At 49.1% G+C, this 16916-nt stretch carries 18 protein-coding genes; 3 read left to right on the top strand and 15 right to left on the bottom strand.

Going from position 1 to position 16916, the window contains the following annotated elements:
• Positions 1-5 precede the first annotated feature (5 nt).
• The gene (locus BM191_RS13210; RefSeq protein WP_092878939.1) at positions 6-1313 is read right to left on the bottom strand and encodes an NCS2 family permease; all 1308 of its coding nucleotides are present in this window, start codon (positions 1311-1313) and stop codon (positions 6-8) included.
• Positions 1314-1466: 153 nt separating this feature from the next.
• Between BM191_RS13210 and yieH the strand changes: the two genes are divergently transcribed.
• On the top strand, positions 1467-2132 hold the full coding sequence (gene yieH / locus BM191_RS13205; RefSeq protein ID WP_092878937.1) for a 6-phosphogluconate phosphatase: 666 nt from the start codon (positions 1467-1469) through the stop codon (positions 2130-2132).
• 135 nt (positions 2133-2267) lie between these two features.
• Here yieH and BM191_RS13200 read toward each other — a convergent pair whose 3' ends face one another.
• The 7 genes from BM191_RS13200 to BM191_RS13170 form a co-directional block, all read right to left on the bottom strand.
• Positions 2268-3158, bottom strand: coding sequence for an MrpH family fimbial adhesin (locus BM191_RS13200; protein ID WP_092878935.1), 891 nt, complete (start codon positions 3156-3158; stop codon positions 2268-2270).
• A gap of 50 nt (positions 3159-3208) precedes the next feature.
• Positions 3209-3742: a fimbrial protein gene (locus BM191_RS13195; RefSeq protein ID WP_092878933.1), complete on the bottom strand. Its 534-nt coding sequence runs from the start codon at positions 3740-3742 to the stop codon at positions 3209-3211.
• Between the two features lie 7 nt (positions 3743-3749).
• Positions 3750-4289 (bottom strand): fimbrial protein, encoded by a 540-nt coding sequence (locus BM191_RS13190; protein WP_092878931.1) that lies wholly within the window; start codon positions 4287-4289, stop codon positions 3750-3752.
• Positions 4290-4297: 8 nt separating this feature from the next.
• Positions 4298-4816 carry a fimbrial protein gene (locus BM191_RS13185; protein WP_092878929.1) on the bottom strand — a complete coding sequence of 173 codons (519 nt, stop codon included), beginning with the start codon at positions 4814-4816 and terminating at the stop codon, positions 4298-4300.
• Positions 4817-4893: 77 nt separating this feature from the next.
• Complete coding sequence (locus BM191_RS13180; RefSeq protein WP_092878927.1) at positions 4894-5634, bottom strand: fimbria/pilus periplasmic chaperone; 741 nt, start codon at positions 5632-5634, stop codon at positions 4894-4896.
• A 26-nt stretch (positions 5635-5660) separates the two neighbouring features.
• Positions 5661-8144 carry a fimbria/pilus outer membrane usher protein gene (locus BM191_RS13175; RefSeq protein WP_407927882.1) on the bottom strand — a complete coding sequence of 828 codons (2484 nt, stop codon included), beginning with the start codon at positions 8142-8144 and terminating at the stop codon, positions 5661-5663.
• A gap of 215 nt (positions 8145-8359) precedes the next feature.
• On the bottom strand, positions 8360-8929 hold the full coding sequence (locus tag BM191_RS13170) for a fimbrial protein (RefSeq protein ID WP_092878925.1): 570 nt from the start codon (positions 8927-8929) through the stop codon (positions 8360-8362).
• A gap of 788 nt (positions 8930-9717) precedes the next feature.
• On the opposite strand from BM191_RS13170, the gene BM191_RS13165 reads away from it, so the two are divergent.
• The gene (locus tag BM191_RS13165) at positions 9718-10311 is read left to right on the top strand and encodes a M91 family zinc metallopeptidase (protein WP_329957250.1); all 594 of its coding nucleotides are present in this window, start codon (positions 9718-9720) and stop codon (positions 10309-10311) included.
• 31 nt (positions 10312-10342) lie between these two features.
• Complete coding sequence (locus BM191_RS17415; RefSeq protein ID WP_269017641.1) at positions 10343-10465, top strand: hypothetical protein; 123 nt, start codon at positions 10343-10345, stop codon at positions 10463-10465.
• Positions 10466-10673: 208 nt separating this feature from the next.
• Here BM191_RS17415 and phoU read toward each other — a convergent pair whose 3' ends face one another.
• From phoU to BM191_RS16830, 7 genes are all read right to left on the bottom strand, one after another.
• A complete protein-coding gene (gene phoU, locus BM191_RS13160) occupies positions 10674-11405 on the bottom strand; it encodes a phosphate signaling complex protein PhoU (RefSeq protein WP_092879050.1) in 732 nt (243 codons plus the stop codon).
• Positions 11406-11488: 83 nt separating this feature from the next.
• Positions 11489-12256: a phosphate ABC transporter ATP-binding protein PstB gene (pstB, locus tag BM191_RS13155; RefSeq protein ID WP_092878921.1), complete on the bottom strand. Its 768-nt coding sequence runs from the start codon at positions 12254-12256 to the stop codon at positions 11489-11491.
• Between the two features lie 44 nt (positions 12257-12300).
• Complete coding sequence (gene pstA / locus BM191_RS13150; RefSeq protein ID WP_092878919.1) at positions 12301-13188, bottom strand: phosphate ABC transporter permease PstA; 888 nt, start codon at positions 13186-13188, stop codon at positions 12301-12303.
• Positions 13185-14147: a phosphate ABC transporter permease PstC gene (gene pstC, locus BM191_RS13145; protein ID WP_092878917.1), complete on the bottom strand. Its 963-nt coding sequence runs from the start codon at positions 14145-14147 to the stop codon at positions 13185-13187. The genes pstA and pstC overlap by 4 nt, the downstream gene beginning before the upstream one ends.
• 128 nt (positions 14148-14275) lie before the next feature.
• A complete protein-coding gene (pstS, locus tag BM191_RS13140) occupies positions 14276-15298 on the bottom strand; it encodes a phosphate ABC transporter substrate-binding protein PstS (RefSeq protein ID WP_092878915.1) in 1023 nt (340 codons plus the stop codon).
• A gap of 614 nt (positions 15299-15912) precedes the next feature.
• Positions 15913-16653: an FCD domain-containing protein gene (locus BM191_RS13135; protein WP_092878913.1), complete on the bottom strand. Its 741-nt coding sequence runs from the start codon at positions 16651-16653 to the stop codon at positions 15913-15915.
• Positions 16653-16916: hypothetical protein (locus BM191_RS16830; RefSeq protein ID WP_177203340.1), on the bottom strand; the 264-nt coding region annotated here is incomplete at its 5' end. The genes BM191_RS13135 and BM191_RS16830, both read right to left, overlap by 1 nt.

The raw sequence follows: 16916 nt of genomic DNA, 5'->3' as shown, positions 1-16916 counted from the left end.
CGACGTTAACCGATAAGCGCTATTTTACAGATAAACAAAATTGCTACGGCTATCACGCAAGGGCTAATTTCACGCCAGCGGCCGGTTCCCAGCTTCATTACGCAGTAGCTAATAAAGCCCAGCGCGATGCCTTCAGTTATCGAAAAGCTGAACGGCATCATCGCCGCGGTGACAAAAGCGGGTACCGCTTCGGTTAAATCATCCCACTGCACGCGCGAAAGTGACGATGTCATCAGCACGCCAACATAGATAAGCGCACCGGCTGCAGCATAGGCCGGAACCATGGCGGCCAGCGGCGACAGGAACATCACCAGCAAGAATAAAATACCGGTTACCACTGCCATCATGCCGGTACGCCCACCAACCGAAACGCCGGAAGAGCTTTCAATAAAAGCGGTGACGGAAGAAGTGCCGGCGTAAGCTCCTGCTACCGAGCTAATACTGTCTACGTATAGCGCCTGCTTCATACGCGGGAAGGTACCCTTCTCATCGGTCAGACCGGCTTTATCAGTCACGCCGATAAGTGTACCTGAGGAGTCGAACAGGTTAACCAGCATGAACGAAAAGATGATACCCGCCATGTTGAGGTGAAACGAATCCTTGAGATTAGCCTGCCCAATCACCTCGCCGATGTTAGTCGGCAGAGAAAACACCCCGCTGTATTTCACGTCACCCAGCAACCAACCAATAAAGGTGGTGATGACAATCGAAATGAGTACCGCGACGTGTACGTTGCGCGAAGCAAGGATAGCAATGATGAAAAAGCCAACCGCACCCAGAATAACGCTGTGTGACGTCAGATCGCCTACTGCTACCAGCGTGTCTTTATTTGCCACCACGATCCCAGCGTTCTTAAGGCCGATCATCGCAATCAACAAACCGATGCCGCTGCTGATACCAACGCGCAGGCTAAGCGGAATATTAGCAATCACCCAGTAGCGAATGCGGAAAAGCGTTAAAAGCAGCAGGCCGAAAGCGCCCCAAAAAATAGCGCCCATGCCGACCTGCCAGGAGATACCCATCGCGCCAACCACCACAAAGGCAAAAAAGGCATTAAGGCCCATCGCCGGAGCCAGCGCGACTGGCAAATTGGCAACCAGCCCCATCAGAATGCTGCCAAAAGCGGCGATCAGACAGGTAGTAACGAATACGGCCTGGGTATTCATCCCGGCAACGCCAAGAATTTGGGGGTTAACAAAGACGATATAAACCATCGTCAGAAAAGTCGTCATCCCCGCGACAACTTCGGTTCGAGCAGTGGTGCCATGTTCCTGCAATTTAAACAGACGCTGTAGCAGCCCTTGATTATTCATAGTTTGATTCCGCACTGGTAGATTTTGCGCTGGCTATCCTATACCAAAATACGTGAATTGAGGATTTTTACGCAAAAGCACGTTATCGGTCGCAATCCTTAATCATCACGTTAAAGTGTTAATCCATAACGCTCTGTAAAGAGGATAAGTCCGATGGCGATTTCATGCATATTTTTCGATTGCGATGGAACCTTAGTAGATAGCGAAGCGATCTGTACGCAAGCCTATGTGAATACCTTTGAGCGTTATGACATCACGCTCTCTGTGCAGACGATGTTCGAAAAATATAAAGGAGTGCAACTCTACGACATTGTTAATGATGTCTGTGCGCGCTACGAAAAAGCAGTGCGGCTGGAAAACTTTGAGCCACTTTACCGGGCGGAAGTAGCACGCCTGTTCGATCTGCATCTGCAACCGATTGCCGGCGCTAAGGATCTGATCGCTCAAATCAAAGTAGGAAAATGCGTGGTGTCTAACGGAACCGTCCAGAAGATGCAGCACTCCCTTGGGCTAACCGGCATGCTGCCGTACTTCGGTGACAAGTTGTTTAGTGGCTATGACATTAACGCCTGGAAACCCGATCCTAAACTCATGCAACATGCCGCTCAGAGTATGCGAGTGCCACTCTCAGCCTGTATTCTGGTCGACGATTCAGAAGCTGGGGCGAAAGCAGGGATCGCCGCTAACATTCCAGTGTTTTACTACTGTGCCGACGCCCACAACCCGCCGCTCGACCACCCGCGGATAACGCCGTTCTATAGCCTGGACACCCTGCCAGCGCTGTGGCGTGAGCGTGGCTGGCAGCTTACCCATTTCTGACCGCTGCAGGAATTAACAGACGTAACTGGCCATCGTTGCAGCCGTTTTTTTTTGCGGAGGGTGCCATCTGAAGCAGAGAATCGTATGCCTGAACTCTGGCTCATCTGGGATCATTTTTGAAGAGTGATACCGGATTTAGAGAATACTGATTATGAGTACTGTCGATCCCGTATAAACGCCTCCGCCTTCCTCGGTCGTTCCCTCCAGGGTATCTCCCACATCAATCGTGTTCTCCCCTGCCTTAAGCTTTAATTTCACTCCTTTGTTGTTCAGCGTCTGTCCATCGATACTGATTTGGCTGGGTATTGAGTACTGGTAATTTTCGCTCTCCAGAGGAACGGCACCCGGGCCATAAATCACCGCGTGTGCCGATTGGCTACAAACTGCAGTGACGCTGGTCCTGGCCTGATGCCCCATCATTTGCGAAGGAAGTAATACCCCATGATTAAGTTCTATGGTGCTTGTCTGAAAAAAGCAGGCATTTTGTATTGCAGGGATAGGCACACATGCGCTACCTGGCAGGCCAGAAACACCGTAAAGATCATAGTTAGTATCTGTCGAGTTATAAGACACTATTTGTGCGCAAGCATACCGTGATCCGGGTAAACTCTGCACATCCGCGCTGATACCCTGAGTTCCATAATCTTTTTCGATGGCGCTTTGAAGGTCACTCCAGGATGAATAATCAGCGATACGGTAGGAAGTGAACCAACTACCAAGCTCAACCTTATACCACTGGCCCCACACCGTTTGTGGTTCTGACAATGCGCTGTTTAAGGGGCTGTTTATATCTGAGTTCTGAGCTAAAGCGATATACTGGCCAACGGGTGGCCAAGTTCCAGATGGGTGTCCAATCCTCCAGTGCACATTGTAGTTACAGTATCCCTGTGCTTCTACTTGCTGCGGTGTACATGGCCCATCAGGTGTTATTCCAGTAATATCAATCAGCGCGGCGCAACAAGATGTGGGCCAGCCGGAGCAGAATAATGTGACCATCATCATCATGACGAAAAGTATTTTGCTCATTTATTTTCCTCCCCCGAAGTAAAAACCAATAACTAAAGAAGCTAAGATCGCTATTCATAGGTCAACATGAAGGTGGCTGTGGCCTGAAAATTACCGTCTTTCAGGGACATATCTGCCAGTGCTGCAGGCTCACCCATGACATATGCCTCCAGCTGGATGGTGTTATCTCCATCTGATAGTTTCTGTGCCGGGGTCTCCTGGTTCAGCTTCAGCGGTTGCCCTCCAGCGGTTTCCAGTCCGATGGCAATGCCCTTTGCTGTGCTCCCCGCATCCAGCGCCAGCAGCCCTGGAATGGCCCGGCTTTCTGCCCCGACAAGGCTCACCATGACCGTTTTCATCGCTTTTGTATTACAGTGCGTCAAATGTATTGAAAAGGGCGAGTCGGGAGTACGAATATCAGCGTACAGCTGCTTATCCGGAATCGTTCCAAAAGCCAGCGTGATATTCTGTTCCCCAGGAGGAATGACGCACGGCGCAGTAACCAACGTGCCATGAAACTGCACGTTGTTGTTACCCTGTGGCTGAGCAGCAAAAATCACGCTCGTTAGCCCTGACCCCACCAGCAGGCATATCAGCGCTTTCATTGCTTACTCACTGATAGTCAGCACGCAGGGTTGCTGCCGCCTCAAAATTGCCATCTTGCAGCGAGATGCCCGTCTGCTTAACTGGTACCGCTTGTAATACCGGCGGTGATTTTGGATTGACCAGAATACCTTTTCCAAACACGACGGGCGTACCACTTTCCAGTATCCGAATACCCAGTCCGGGGATCGTGGTTTGCACAGCTGAAGTGTCAAAAGGGGTTGCACTCGCCGAAAAGGTCAGTAAAACCATGCCCACAGGTGTGGTGCCCCGGCAAATGATCTGGTAATTGAGAGGTTGCATATAATTCTCGCCGTTAATGTTACTTATAGCCACAGAATTACCGAAATTCACATCAACCACATCGCCATCTCCATTGATGTAACATACCGGAGGCGCATTCAGGGTACCGTGAAAAGTAACCGGAACACTCTTGTTCGGCGATGGCCCACTCATAGCCTGGTAGAAAGAGATATCCTCGGCACGGCCCGCCAGGCTGTATAACATTAGCGTCGCCAGAAGGCAGAATCCTGTTGTCTGATTACTCATCTGATACGCTACTGATACGCTACTGACAATGTCGCACTGGCTTCAAATGGCCCAGTAGTCAATTGACTGCCTGCTTTCTTAACGGGTACTGCCTGTAGGACTGGCGGCGATCCGTTTGTGAAGTTGAGCCAGCTATTGAGTGGAAGCTTGGTCGTCCCATTGAGGATCTCAATAGCCATGTTTGGCTGGCCGGGGATCTGTAAAACGGTCGGATCGAAGCTGGCACCGGTACCACTGATCTGTATTCTCAGCGCCGACCCGGTATCACCAACGCAGTACAAGACATAATCAATAGGCGTAGTATAATTGCTGCCATTCACCCTGGTAGTGACCAGCTCCTTGCCAAAATCCACATCCGAGGCCGCGCCCCCATTAATAATACAAGGTGGGATATCGATCGTGGCTTTTACCGCCACATTTAAAGAGTCTGTTTCAGTGGCCGCATGAACACAGCCAGTTAACAGCCCTAACAGCATCGGGGCATACCGCAATACCCGGTCAGCAAACTGGCGTCGTAGCTCATTCATCACTCTCTTTTTCCTGCTTGCTTTCCTGCGGTGAGATATCTCCCGGCAGGTTTTCAGTCGTAAACATGTAAAAATTCTCAGCCGCCCTGAACCGAAGAAGCGGCGCACGTTTTTCCTGTGCAGTGAAAAGCCAGCTTCACATCGCCGCCGTAATCATTGATATAGGTCAGAACAGGAGCGCTTCCGGTCACCCCGGTTAGTGCCATGCTGTCATCCGGCGAGACCATCAGCGGGGAAAACGTTTTCTCTGCGGGTCCGTTGATATGCTGCTGTGCTTCCACCAGGGTAATGTAATATCCGGTTGGATTATTGACCCGGTAGTGGTTGCCCACCGCCGTCAGTGTCAGCTGATTCTGCCAGGGCGCTTCGCCATTGTTTGCTCTTAACGTTGCCGGGCGATAAAACAATTTAATGCGAGTCTGCAGCGCCAGTTGCAGCGTGTCCGGTTTATTGCTGCGTGGTGGAATTTCCCGCAGATTAAAATAGAACAGACTCTCACGATCCTGGGGCAGGTTTTTGACAGACGGTAGCGCCTGCAAAATAACCTGACTTTGAGCCCCCGGTTCAATACGCTGAATGGGCGGCAGCGCGGTAAGCGGCAGATTTTGCGTGTGTCCCTGTGGATCTTCCACCCAGGCCTGAGCCAGATAAGGTAACGCTTTGTTCTCATTCGTTACACTGAGGCTCATTGAACTATCCCCCCCATTAAATATCACCCGAGTACGATCTAACTCGAGGGCCGCACAAGCCGGCGTTGCTATCAGACTGCTGAGAATGAGTACCGCATAAAGACGAGCGGTAAAACAAGGCTTTATCATGATCTACACCTTAAACTTGTCGATTATTAATGCGTAAACTTTTTAGCTACGTAGCAAGGCAACAGTAGTCCCTGTTGAAAGGTTTCCGCAGGCAGAAGAGAAGGCAGCTGCACGGTACAGTAGACGCCACCCTCACTCATCACCGACATCCGTTCACCTTTATGCATACCACTCAGGTAGACGTTTCCCTCATTACTGATGATCCCCGCGTCCTGATGGTGGCTATCTTCTACCGTGGCACCAAAAGGAGGATAAGAACCGTCTGCCAGACGGATAGTGACCATCCCTTTCTGCCCTGATACAACATTGAACTTACGGTAGCCAATTGCCCCTGCTGTCAGCGTTGCCTCCACTTCCGTATTGGCAACTTCGGCATTAGCCGGTAGCTTGTTGAGATCAACTCGCACCCAGTTAGGGGTGTAGCTATCGATATCCGTAATTACCGCGTCGCCAAAACGGTTGGTCAAGGTGTCTGCACCGTTCCCCTGAAGCGGTATGCCCGCCACTCCGTCAGTGCCGATAAGAAGGCGGGTTCCGCCAGGTCGATCGATCCTGCTGAAAGCCGCTCCCTTAGAGGTCAGGGTGAGGCCACCACTGGCTGAGAGACCAAGAGTACGGTAACTGCCAGATTGATAGCTGACATTCGAGTCAATATGGGTAAAATCTGTATCCTGCTCCCAGTCAGCGCTGCCCGTTGCAACACCGTTAGTTTCGCCCACGCTCATCTGATAGCTGTTGTTGTTATCCATTTGATTGTAATAACTTATTTGCTGTGTATTTTCACCATAAGCGGTTGTGCCGCTGTAACTCATTGATCCATTACCTCCCCAGGGCATAGACAGGGACAGATACATGCCGTTATCCACCATCCCTAAAGAATTGTTTTTGTAAGCCGTAAAAGAGAGGCTCAGGTTTTGCAGCAAGCCGAGGTTGAAATCGTGCGCCAGCGTGAAGGTGTAGCGATCGTTCTCCGGACTGTCCCAGTAAGTCTGGTGACTGTAGTCCAGATACAGACTCAGTTTTAACGCCGGAATTTGCTGATTTAATGACAGGGTGTACATATTTTTGCTGCGTCTACCCGAGAGGAGCCCCGCACGGGCGTCAAGGAAATCCTGCATATCCATGAAGTGACGTTCGGAAAAACGGTAACCGGCAAACGTGATTTCACTGTCGGTTGCATTGAAATCTTTTGAGTAACTCAGCCGGTATGATCCACCGGTTCGGATGCCACTCCCACCAGGCAACCGGGCATAAGACTGCGTCGCATCCAGCGATATCGCCCCGAAATCCTCAAGATCACGCCCCATACCGAGTGACAAAGCATTATAATCTTCACTACCAATCGCTCCCCCGTACAGCGACCAGCCATTATCGACCCCCCAGGATAACTCACCGGAAGCAAAAGCCGGACCATCGTCATGATACTGGTCATCCGATGGCCGACCTGCAGCTATTTTATAACGCATCTGACCCGGTCGGGTCAGATAGGGGACACTGTCGGTGTTCACGGTAAACGTTTTTACGCTACCATCCTGCTCCTCTACCCTGACATCCAGCGTACCGCTGATCATATTACTCAGATTATCAATGCGAAATGGCCCGGCACCGACCTGCGTTTGTTCCAGAATTCGACCCTGCTGGCTGATAATGACTCTGGCGTTTGTTTTAGCCACGCCCGTGACTTCCGGGGCATACCCCCGAAGATTGGGAGGCAACATATCGTCATCAGAGACCAGGCTAAAACCAGTAAAATTGAAACTGTCAAAAATATCTGAATACAGCGAGTTTTGGCCCAGCGTCAGCGAAGCATCGATTTGGGGCAACGCACGATAGGCATAGTAACGACTCCAAACCCAATGATGAACCGGCTTCTCTCCCTGAGCAGTATCGTAGTCAGCCTGCCAGTCCGCCCTGAATCGCCATGGCCCCCAATTGGCACCAACGGTTCCATTGCCAGAGAGCGTGTTATTTGTTCCCCCGGAGGAAGACAGGCTAGTAGTACTCTGTCCGGCCACATAATAATCAAACAGAGCGCCAGTGATACCGTTATCCCAACGAGAGGGGGGATCCCAACCCGGCTCCTGGTAGGCCATATCTTCCAGAGGGATCTCCAGGAAGAGCGTTTCTTTTGCCAGATCGCCGCGAGCCGTCATACCTGGCAGACTCGACAGCCGCAAGCATTGGTTGTGATGCCACCACCTGAGGTGCGAAGCTATACCTGATTTGAGTCCCAGTTTACCTACCAACGCCGATGTCAGGCAGGGAACACTCTCTTTTGGCGCATTATCCGGCACTACCCAGTTAATACTCTCGTCCGACAAGGAACCTTGCTGATCATTAATACGAATAGCAAAGGTATAAGAGCCCGGCATAATATAACCTGCCTGGGAGAAATCGCTTAAGTCAATGCGATTTTTATCCTTTATACTCAGCAAACTAGTATTGAACTGAACATCATTCATATTAATTTTAGCGTCACTGGCATATCCTTCATTAGAAAAGAACAGCATTGCAATCAGAACGCTTACCAGCAGCCTTCTGGGTTTGCTTAAGAGCAAAAAATTCCGAATAAGATATTCTACAAATTTCACTGAGTTATAAATTGGCTCTTAGAATAAATAAAATATCTTTTGAGGAATAAAGTAAACTGGCTTTCACTAATTGATATTCCAATTAACTGGCTTCCCTGCCCGTAAAGATAGACAGACAGGCAGAGAAGAATCTATTACTGATAGGACAATGTAAAATCGGCGATGCTGTTAAACTCACCTGGAACAATGCCGCCAGTGGCATCATCACCCTTGAGATATGCTGCAAATTCCAGTGAGTTGTTACCATTCTGAATTTTTTGCGGCGCGGTGGCTGTACCCAGTTTAATCAAATTCCCTGCACCATCCGTCAGAGCAATACTTGCGCCGCTGGCCGTACCACTAATTCCCAAACGACCATCAACTCCAGCAGCACCGGTGAAGGTTTCTGTCACATCGCCATCTGTCAGTGATTTAACATTACAGTTCTCCAGTTTTATCTGAAAATTAGCTGGGCGGGAGGCACCACCATCGGCCAATTGCGTTGCAGAGATCTGCCCCAGGCTTACCGTTTGATCCAGCGTTGTGGGATCAATAGAACAGGGCGATGCCACGATATCACCGGTGAAAGACACCGTGCCATGCCCCTGATCGGTAGGCGGTGTGGGAGTAGGAGTAGGAGTAGTGGTGTTTACACCAGCAGCATTAGCAAAAGAGACCATTCCCAATACAAGCGAGGTCGCGATGACGAAGTTATTTAGTTTCATTCCATATCTTCCTTTCTGAACGTAAAACATCCATCACCAACACATTGTTTGTTAATGATGAAACTGTGAGGTTTATCTAGAATAAAAAACGAAATTAGATCGTGATTCTTATTAACACTAATAATTTCGCCAATAAATAACGATAAAAAAAACAATCAGATGATTATTTTCATTGAATACATTATAGATACTTATCTTATTTTTCGTTGTTTTTTTAATATTGCATTATTGCTGACCATTTATCATTTAACCCTAATTCAAGGCATTATTCACATTTAAATTTAATCGTCAACAACGATCAATATTTGATTTTATATAGACTAAAACTATTGTTTTACTTATATCGATCTGTCGGAGCAATTAATTAAATTAATAACTTAAAATCAACTCATTGTTTTATATAGTTAAGATTGTTAAATCAAGAAAAAGTGTGAAGATGTTTTTACATTTCATTTAGGAAATAACTGTAAAAAGATAAGTTAAATCAAAAAAATAACGCATCAAATATTGATCCTGCGTTTAGATAACAAACATATTAAAAACAAAAAACCGACAGTTAATTAACACCACGTCCCAGGTTCTTCCCCTGTTGTGGTGGCGTACACTGCCAATCAAGTATAACCCTCTTGACTTACACTTATCCTCATGAGGTCTTAATGCGCCCTACGTTCCTTAATCTGACATCACCTTCGTCATCTCTACCCTCATTTTCGAATTCGAATTCGAATTCGAATTCAACTTCAACCACAGACATTCAATCTCTTGTAAAAATGTCGCGTGTGCACTGGGTGAAAAACAACCAACAACTTTGCTTCCACGGGACTAACCATAAAATCTATCAGCATCTTGAAGCTGCTCTCGATAAGATCGAATCCACGGACACCGGACGTACTCTTTTGAACTGTATTGAATTAACATCCCGACTCAAATCAAAAAAACTGGCAATATATCTCAATTGTACTGAGTTAATGGTGGTAGCACACTGCGATGCGGATGCTGAAAACTCCCGAGGAACTGGCTCCAACTTTCACTGTAATCTGAATGCAGTTGAATATCCCTGTGGGCAAGGAATTAGCCTGGTAGACTTTCATGCGTGCACTGTTTTCCATGAACTTCTTCACGTTTTCCACAATTTAAATGGAGAGCGGCTGACCGTTGAGAGTTCTCAGCCAGAATCACAAACAGACTGCTCACTTTTGCTTGAAGAAGCCAGGACTGTTGGGTTGGGTGCTTTTTCTGAAGAAGTTCTTTCAGAAAATAAGTTTCGTGTAGAGATTGGGATACCCCGCAGAACATTCTATTCGCACGATTTAGCGCTCATTCATGATGACAATACAGTGACTCAGGGATTCCAACGGAAAAAACTGCATCCGTTACTTTAGCTACGTTGCTTACAGGAGGACTGATCTGCGTATGGATAAAAAAATCAATAATATGGGGGCTCAGCTTGCTGAATGCCTGCACATCAATGTGCTGAACATGGATCAGCCAGGGTTCAGAACCGATCCTGGCGGCATGATCACCCGAAACCCGTGAGCATACCGTCCATAGCAAGCCACAGAGGGCCGCCAGCATGGCTTTGCCCGATTTTAGCCAAGCTCACTTTTCCGAAGATGAGATGAACCCGTCTGGGTAAGAAAATCCAACGATCTGATCAGCGGCAAAACGCTATCAATGCAGAGACATTACCCCGCAGGTTAGCGTGAATTATGGCGTAAGGCACTAGTAGCCGGCCACAAGAGAACTACTCTGGCTTAACACTGCTGTCAACGGCTAGCAGCTTATCCAGCTGGTCACCACCGAGATGGCGGAAATCCTGCCCCTTAACGAAATAAAAAATAATTTCACAGATGTTCTGGCAGCGATCGCCGATACGCTCAATAGCACGCGCGCAGAACAGTGCCGTCAGCACGCTGGGGATAGTGCGTGGATCCTCCATCATATAAGTCATCAGTTGGCGAACGATGCCTTCATACTCCTGATCAACTTTCTTATCTTCGCGATAGATATCGATCGCCGCATTAATATCCATACGGGCAAACGCATCCAGCACGTCGTGCAGCATTTCAATAGTATGCCGCCCGAGCGACTCCAGATTCACCAGCAACGGCTGGTGTTGAACAGTAAATTTTTCCAGCGCGGTGCGGCTGATTTTCTCCGCCACGTCACCAATACGCTCTAGCTCTGAGATAGTTTTAATAATCGCCATGACCAGCCGCAGGTCAACTGCCGTTGGCTGCCGTTTTGCGATGATACGTACACAAGCCTCATCAATCGCCACTTCCATCATGTTGACCTTATGATCGCCATCAATAACCTGCTGAGCCAGCACCGCATCCATATTATGCATAGCAAGAATGGCATCCGACAGCTGCTGTTCAACCATGCCGCCCATCGTCATTACCTGGGTGCGAATATTTTCCAGCTCTGCATTGAATTGCCCGGAAATATGTTTATTCAGATTTAAGCTTTCCATCATCTCTCCAAGCCTGCCGCACTCACAGGCGTATTCAGTGCCGTTTACGGCAGATGTCAACTATCAGCAACCGCGCTACCACCTCAGCCGTAGCGACCAGTGATGTAGTCTTCGGTTTGCTTGCGCGCTGGTTTCGTGAACAGAGTATCGGTATCGTTGAATTCGATCAGCTCGCCGAGGTACATAAAGGCGGTATGATCTGAACAGCGCGCCGCTTGCTGCATATTGTGCGTAACGATAACGACGGTGTAATCCTGCTTCAGTTCAGTGATAAGCTCTTCAATGCGCCCGGTGGAGATAGGATCAAGCGCGGAACATGGCTCATCCAGCAGCAGCACCTCCGGACGAATAGCAATACCTCGGGCAATACACAAACGCTGCTGCTGGCCACCAGAAAGGCTATAGCCACTCTGCTGCAGCTTATCTTTGGTTTCTGACCAAAGCGCCGCTTTGGTTAACGCCCAGTGCACACGCTCATCCATCTCACTGCGGGAAAGCTTTTCAAACAGACGCACGCCGAAGGCGATATTGTCATAAATTGACATGGGAAACGGCGTTGGTTTCTGAAACACCATGCCAACTTTAGCGCGCAGAATAGCGATATCCTGATGTGAAGTAAGAACATTTTCCCCATCCAGCAGGATTTCCCCTTCCGCTCGCTGTTCCGGATAAAGTGAAAACATCTTGTTGAACGTGCGCAGCAAAGTCGACTTTCCGCAACCTGACGGCCCGATAAAAGCCGTTACCTGATTTCTGGCAATATCCAGATTGATATTTTTCAGGGCATGAAACTTTCCATAGTAAAAGTTCAGATTGCGTACCTGAAGTTTTACGGAATTACTATCAGCCATTGTCTCGTCTCTCGTCTTAGCGCCGCTGCAGCCGCGCTTCTTAATTAGTATTTGCTTCTGGAAAAAATAATACGCGCCAGAATATTTAGCAGCAGCACGCAGAGGGTAATAATCAGCACGCCCGCCCAGGCCAGCGACTGCCACTGCGGAAATGGGCTCATGGCGAACTTATAGATGGTGACAGGAAGGTTAGCGATAGGCTGCATCATATCGGTGCTCCAGAACTGATTCGAGAGTGCGGTAAACAACAGCGGCGCGGTTTCGCCGGCAATACGCGCAATCGCCAGTAGTACGCCCGTGATAATACCCGATACCGAGGCTTTAACGGTGATGGAGGCAATCATCTTCCACTTGGGCGTTCCGAGAGCGTAAGCGGCTTCACGCAGGTTTTCTGGCACCAGTTTTAACATGTTTTCCGTGGTGCGGATGACAATAGGGATTTGCAGTAGCGCCAGTGCCACCACACCGGCCAGCCCAGAGAAGCGATGCATCTGCGCTACCACAATGGTGTAAACGAACAGCCCGACCACGATCGACGGCGCGGAGAGCAAAATATCGTTTATAAAGCGAATAAATGTCGCCAGTAATGATTTTCTGCCGTACTCGGCCAGATAGATCCCCGCCATAATACCCAGCGGTGTCCCCACCAGCGTTGACCAGAAAATCAGCAATCCACTTCCCATAAAGGCGTTAGCCAGCCCACCGCCATCAACGTTGGGCGGAGGGGTGCTCTGAGTGAATAAATCCAGGGAAAGCCCCCCCACACCTTTACTTACAGTGGTGAACAGAATCAAGATTAGCCAGAACAGACCAAACGCCATCGTCAATAGCGAAAGGGTAAGCGCAATGCGATTTTTCAGCCGCCGCCGAGCCTGCATTTTACGTCGTGAGGTTTCCAGCTGTTCACGATGCTCACGTCCCTGCATTGTCATGAGCGCGCTCCCTCTCTCTTCGCCAGACGCAGAATTAATAGCTTGGAAATGGCCAGCACAATAAAAGTAATAACAAACAGGATCAGGCCAAGCTCCATTAACGCAGCAACGTGCGTATCGGATTGTGCCTCGGCAAACTCGTTGGCCAGCGCCGATGTAATACTGTTGCCCGGCATAAACAGCGAAGCACTATCAAGCTGGTAGGTATTACCAATAATAAAGGTCACCGCCATTGTTTCACCCAGCGCCCGTCCGAGGCCAAGCATAATGCCCCCAATTACGCCGTTTTTAGTAAACGGCAGGACGATGCGCCACATCACTTCCCAGGTCGTGCAGCCGATACCGTATGCAGATTCTTTCATCATCACCGGTGTCTGCTCGAACACATCACGCATTACCGAAGCAATATAGGGGATGATCATGATGGCGAGAATAATTCCAGCGGCCAGAATACCGATGCCAAATGCCGGGCCGGAAAACAGCACGCCGATGATAGGTATATTGGACATCAAATGGCCAACGGGCGTCTGAAAATAAGTGGCAAATAGCGGAGCAAAAACAAACAGGCCCCACATGCCGTATACGATGCTGGGAACCGCGGCCAACAGCTCAATGGCCGTGCCCAACGGGCGTCGCAGCCAGCCTGGTGCCAGCTCAGTTAAAAACAAGGCGATACCGAAGCTCACCGGTACGGCAATAACCAGAGCAATAAATGACGTCACCACGGTGCCATAGATCGGCACTAGTGCGCCAAACTGGTCGGCAGGCGCATCCCAGACTTTGCTCCACAAAAACGAAAAGCCGAATTTTTCCATACTCGGCAAGGACGAAAAGATCAGGGAAACAATAATGCCACCCAACATCAAAAGCACAATCAGCGCGGCCAGTCTCACCACCGCGCCGAACAAAATGTCGCCATGCTTGCCAGGGGCTTTCATTGTGGGCTTAGATGCAGCCATAAAATTTCCGATTTTGATGAAAAATATCAGACCGTGAGCCGCTGAGGGGCGAAATATAACGGAAGTCTCCTACCTCCGACCCCTCCTCCGCTGATAGCCCAGTGGAGGATTCAGTCTGCTTAAGTGTCTTACTGGGTTTTAACGTTAGCTTTCCACGCGGCGCGGATCTCTTTAACGACCGACTCCGGTAAAGAAGCATAATCCAGCCTGTTTGTGGCATCAGCACCGTGTTTATATGCCCAGTCGAAGAATTTGAGCACTTCGGCCGTCTTCGCTTTATCCTGCGGATGTTTATAAACCAGAATGAACGTGGTTGAAGAGATAGGCCAGGCGTTGTCGCCTTTCTGATTGGTCAAATCCTGAGCAAAAGATTTACTCCAGTCAGCGCTTTTCGCAGCATCGCTAAAGCTCTGCTTGCTCGGAGCAATGGCTTTGCCATCAGCATCAATAAGTTTGGTATAGGTCAAATTATTCTGCTTAGCATAGGCGTATTCAACGTAGCCAATGGAGCCCGGCAGGCGCTGTACGAACGCGGCCACACCATCATTACCTTTACCACCAAGACCGATCGGCCAGTTTACGGTGTTACCTTTTCCTACTTTGCTCGCCCATTGGCTGTTAACTTTAGACAGATAGCTGGTGAACACGAAAGAGGTGCCGGAACCATCAGCACGACGCACCACGTTAATACTGCTGTCTGGCAGTTTAACACCCGGATTCAGTTTAACGATTGCCGGATCGTTCCACTTTTTAATGGTGCCAAGATAGATATCGCCAAGAGTTTTACCGTCCAGCGTCAGCTCACCCGGCTTGATCCCCGGAACGTTGATCGCCAGCACTACGCCACCAATAACGGTGGGAAACTGGAACAGACCGTTTTTTTGTAAACTTTCATCGGTCATAGGCGCATCGGAGGCCCCAAAATCAACGGTTTTGGCAATAATCTGCTTAACACCACCAGAAGAACCGATCCCCTGATAGTTAACCTGGATACCGGTATCCTTGTTGTAAGTTGCCGCCCACTGGTTATAAACCGGCGCCGGGAAAGTACCACCCGCCCCGGTAAGATTGGTCGCAGCGAAGGCTGAAGCCGCAGTCATGGAAAGAGAGACTGCAAAGATCTGCACCAGTTTTTTTTGCATCAGTGTCATATTCCCTCCACGGGAGTGATAGTTGATATTTTTAGGATCGGCTCATAATAATCAGGCGTTGCTGCTGAAAGGAAAATAGGACAGTTTAATGACAGCAAAATGTAGCTTATATGACAGATTTATGACAGACAGAAGAACACGAAATCATGAGTAAAGCGGTTCCATAAGATCGTGCAGTAGTCGTGAAAGCCGAGTGGGATGGCGTCCCCTAGCAGGATGCTGGTCGCGACTGAAACCAGTCAGCATATAATTATTGCTATGGGGCAGGCAGTTGGAGCGCGGAACATGAATCATGCCTGAGGGGCGGCGGTTCCATTCTTAAGCACTCGGAGCACCCCTTTAAAATCAACGCGATTAACCACGCTATTATTCATCAGACGGTAAATACCAAACCGCGTTTTTGCGGTTATTACAGCGAAAGGCGGTCAGAGAAGGTCATCGTTATAATCCTTCAAGTACGCCTGTTATCAACCTTTGTGGTAAGTACGTGCGGGCTGAATCTCAGTTAAGCGTAATAATTAGAAGCGCTGAGTGTGGCAATATCTTCATCGTATTAATAACTTAAAATTTAATTATTCACCTAAGATAGAAACATATTTGAAGAGGCGATCAGACTATTTTATTTTTACCGGCCAGGACTCAAAAAGATAGCCGTCGAACTCGGGAGCATCGACGTCGGAAAGTGTCATCAATCGCTGTTTTACATTCTCAAGGTGACCCCACATTGCCAGCTTTGCCGCCGCCGCATCGCGTTTTTGCAGCGCAGCCAGGATCATCTGATGATCATTAAGCCATTCGCGACGATAAGTATGGCTGGTTATGCGCTCATGGAGCTGTCGCCACATCGGATTTTCATCACGGTTTTCCCAGCACTGCTTCCAGAGCGTTAACAACATAGTATTATGGGTTGCTTCAGCAATCGTCTGATGGAACAGCTTGTCACCTCCCTCTCCGCCGCTGCCGCTTTCAATATCCTGTTTCTCAGCATCCAACGCTGCACGCATCTTTTTAATATCCCCCGGAGTAACCCGTAACGCAGCGAATTCAGCAATATTACTTTCCAGCAGCTGACGCGCTTGCAGCAACTCGAAGGGGCCTATTATTAAATTTTTGCTTTGCTGCACACCAGCGGGCACTGTCAGCGCGTAAATGCCGGAGCCTTTTCGCACTGCCACATAGCCTTCAACCTCCAGCATAATCATCGCTTCGCGTACGATCGCCCTACCCACGCCAAAGCGTTCAGCAATGGAACGTTCTGGCGGCAGGCGCGAACCCGGCAAATATTTTCCCGCCACCAGCTCCTGTTTAATAAGCTCGCCAACGTCACGATATTGTCGCTTAATTTTGAAGCCCATCACCCACCGCACCGCCAGTTAAATTTATCTTTTTGATGATAGGGAAAGGCATATAGAGGGTCAACCAAAGCTGTCATCAGCTTCACAAACCCTGCGCGCGCACGCTGCAAGCGATCAGACGACGCAAGACGTAGCACGCCTGTCGCGTGAGCGGCGCTGCTGCGCAGATTCGGGTGTTTGCATGACCTGAGCTCCGCTTTATACTCTGCACCATGCATATCCCCCATTCCGCCAAACTCCTCTTCAACATCGATGACGGCTGG

It is taken from the genome of Izhakiella capsodis, from assembly GCF_900115045.1.
Taxonomy (GTDB): domain Bacteria; phylum Pseudomonadota; class Gammaproteobacteria; order Enterobacterales; family Enterobacteriaceae; genus Izhakiella; species Izhakiella capsodis.
Note: the sequence above shows the minus strand (reverse complement) of the source record. Positions and strands in the feature narration are given on the sequence as shown.

What these genes read in the sequence shown, in the direction of transcription:
- pstA (WP_092878919.1), bottom strand. Translation starts at nt 13,188, where the DNA reads ATGACAATGCAGGGACGTGAGCATCGTGAACAGCTGGAAACCTCACGA.
- BM191_RS13135 (WP_092878913.1), bottom strand. Translation starts at nt 16,653, where the DNA reads ATGGGCTTCAAAATTAAGCGACAATATCGTGACGTTGGCGAGCTTATT.
- yieH (WP_092878937.1), top strand. Translation starts at nt 1,467, where the DNA reads ATGGCGATTTCATGCATATTTTTCGATTGCGATGGAACCTTAGTAGAT.
- BM191_RS13200 (WP_092878935.1), bottom strand. Translation starts at nt 3,158, where the DNA reads ATGAGCAAAATACTTTTCGTCATGATGATGATGGTCACATTATTCTGC.
- BM191_RS13170 (WP_092878925.1), bottom strand. Translation starts at nt 8,929, where the DNA reads ATGAAACTAAATAACTTCGTCATCGCGACCTCGCTTGTATTGGGAATG.
- BM191_RS13180 (WP_092878927.1), bottom strand. Translation starts at nt 5,634, where the DNA reads ATGATAAAGCCTTGTTTTACCGCTCGTCTTTATGCGGTACTCATTCTC.
- pstS (WP_092878915.1), bottom strand. Translation starts at nt 15,298, where the DNA reads ATGACACTGATGCAAAAAAAACTGGTGCAGATCTTTGCAGTCTCTCTT.
- BM191_RS13190 (WP_092878931.1), bottom strand. Translation starts at nt 4,289, where the DNA reads ATGAGTAATCAGACAACAGGATTCTGCCTTCTGGCGACGCTAATGTTA.
- pstC (WP_092878917.1), bottom strand. Translation starts at nt 14,147, where the DNA reads ATGGCTGCATCTAAGCCCACAATGAAAGCCCCTGGCAAGCATGGCGAC.
- BM191_RS13195 (WP_092878933.1), bottom strand. Translation starts at nt 3,742, where the DNA reads ATGAAAGCGCTGATATGCCTGCTGGTGGGGTCAGGGCTAACGAGCGTG.
- BM191_RS13175 (WP_407927882.1), bottom strand. Translation starts at nt 8,144, where the DNA reads ATGCTGTTCTTTTCTAATGAAGGATATGCCAGTGACGCTAAAATTAAT.
- BM191_RS17415 (WP_269017641.1), top strand. Translation starts at nt 10,343, where the DNA reads ATGGATAAAAAAATCAATAATATGGGGGCTCAGCTTGCTGAATGCCTG.
- BM191_RS13210 (WP_092878939.1), bottom strand. Translation starts at nt 1,313, where the DNA reads ATGAATAATCAAGGGCTGCTACAGCGTCTGTTTAAATTGCAGGAACAT.
- BM191_RS13185 (WP_092878929.1), bottom strand. Translation starts at nt 4,816, where the DNA reads ATGAATGAGCTACGACGCCAGTTTGCTGACCGGGTATTGCGGTATGCC.
- pstB (WP_092878921.1), bottom strand. Translation starts at nt 12,256, where the DNA reads ATGGCTGATAGTAATTCCGTAAAACTTCAGGTACGCAATCTGAACTTT.
- phoU (WP_092879050.1), bottom strand. Translation starts at nt 11,405, where the DNA reads ATGGAAAGCTTAAATCTGAATAAACATATTTCCGGGCAATTCAATGCA.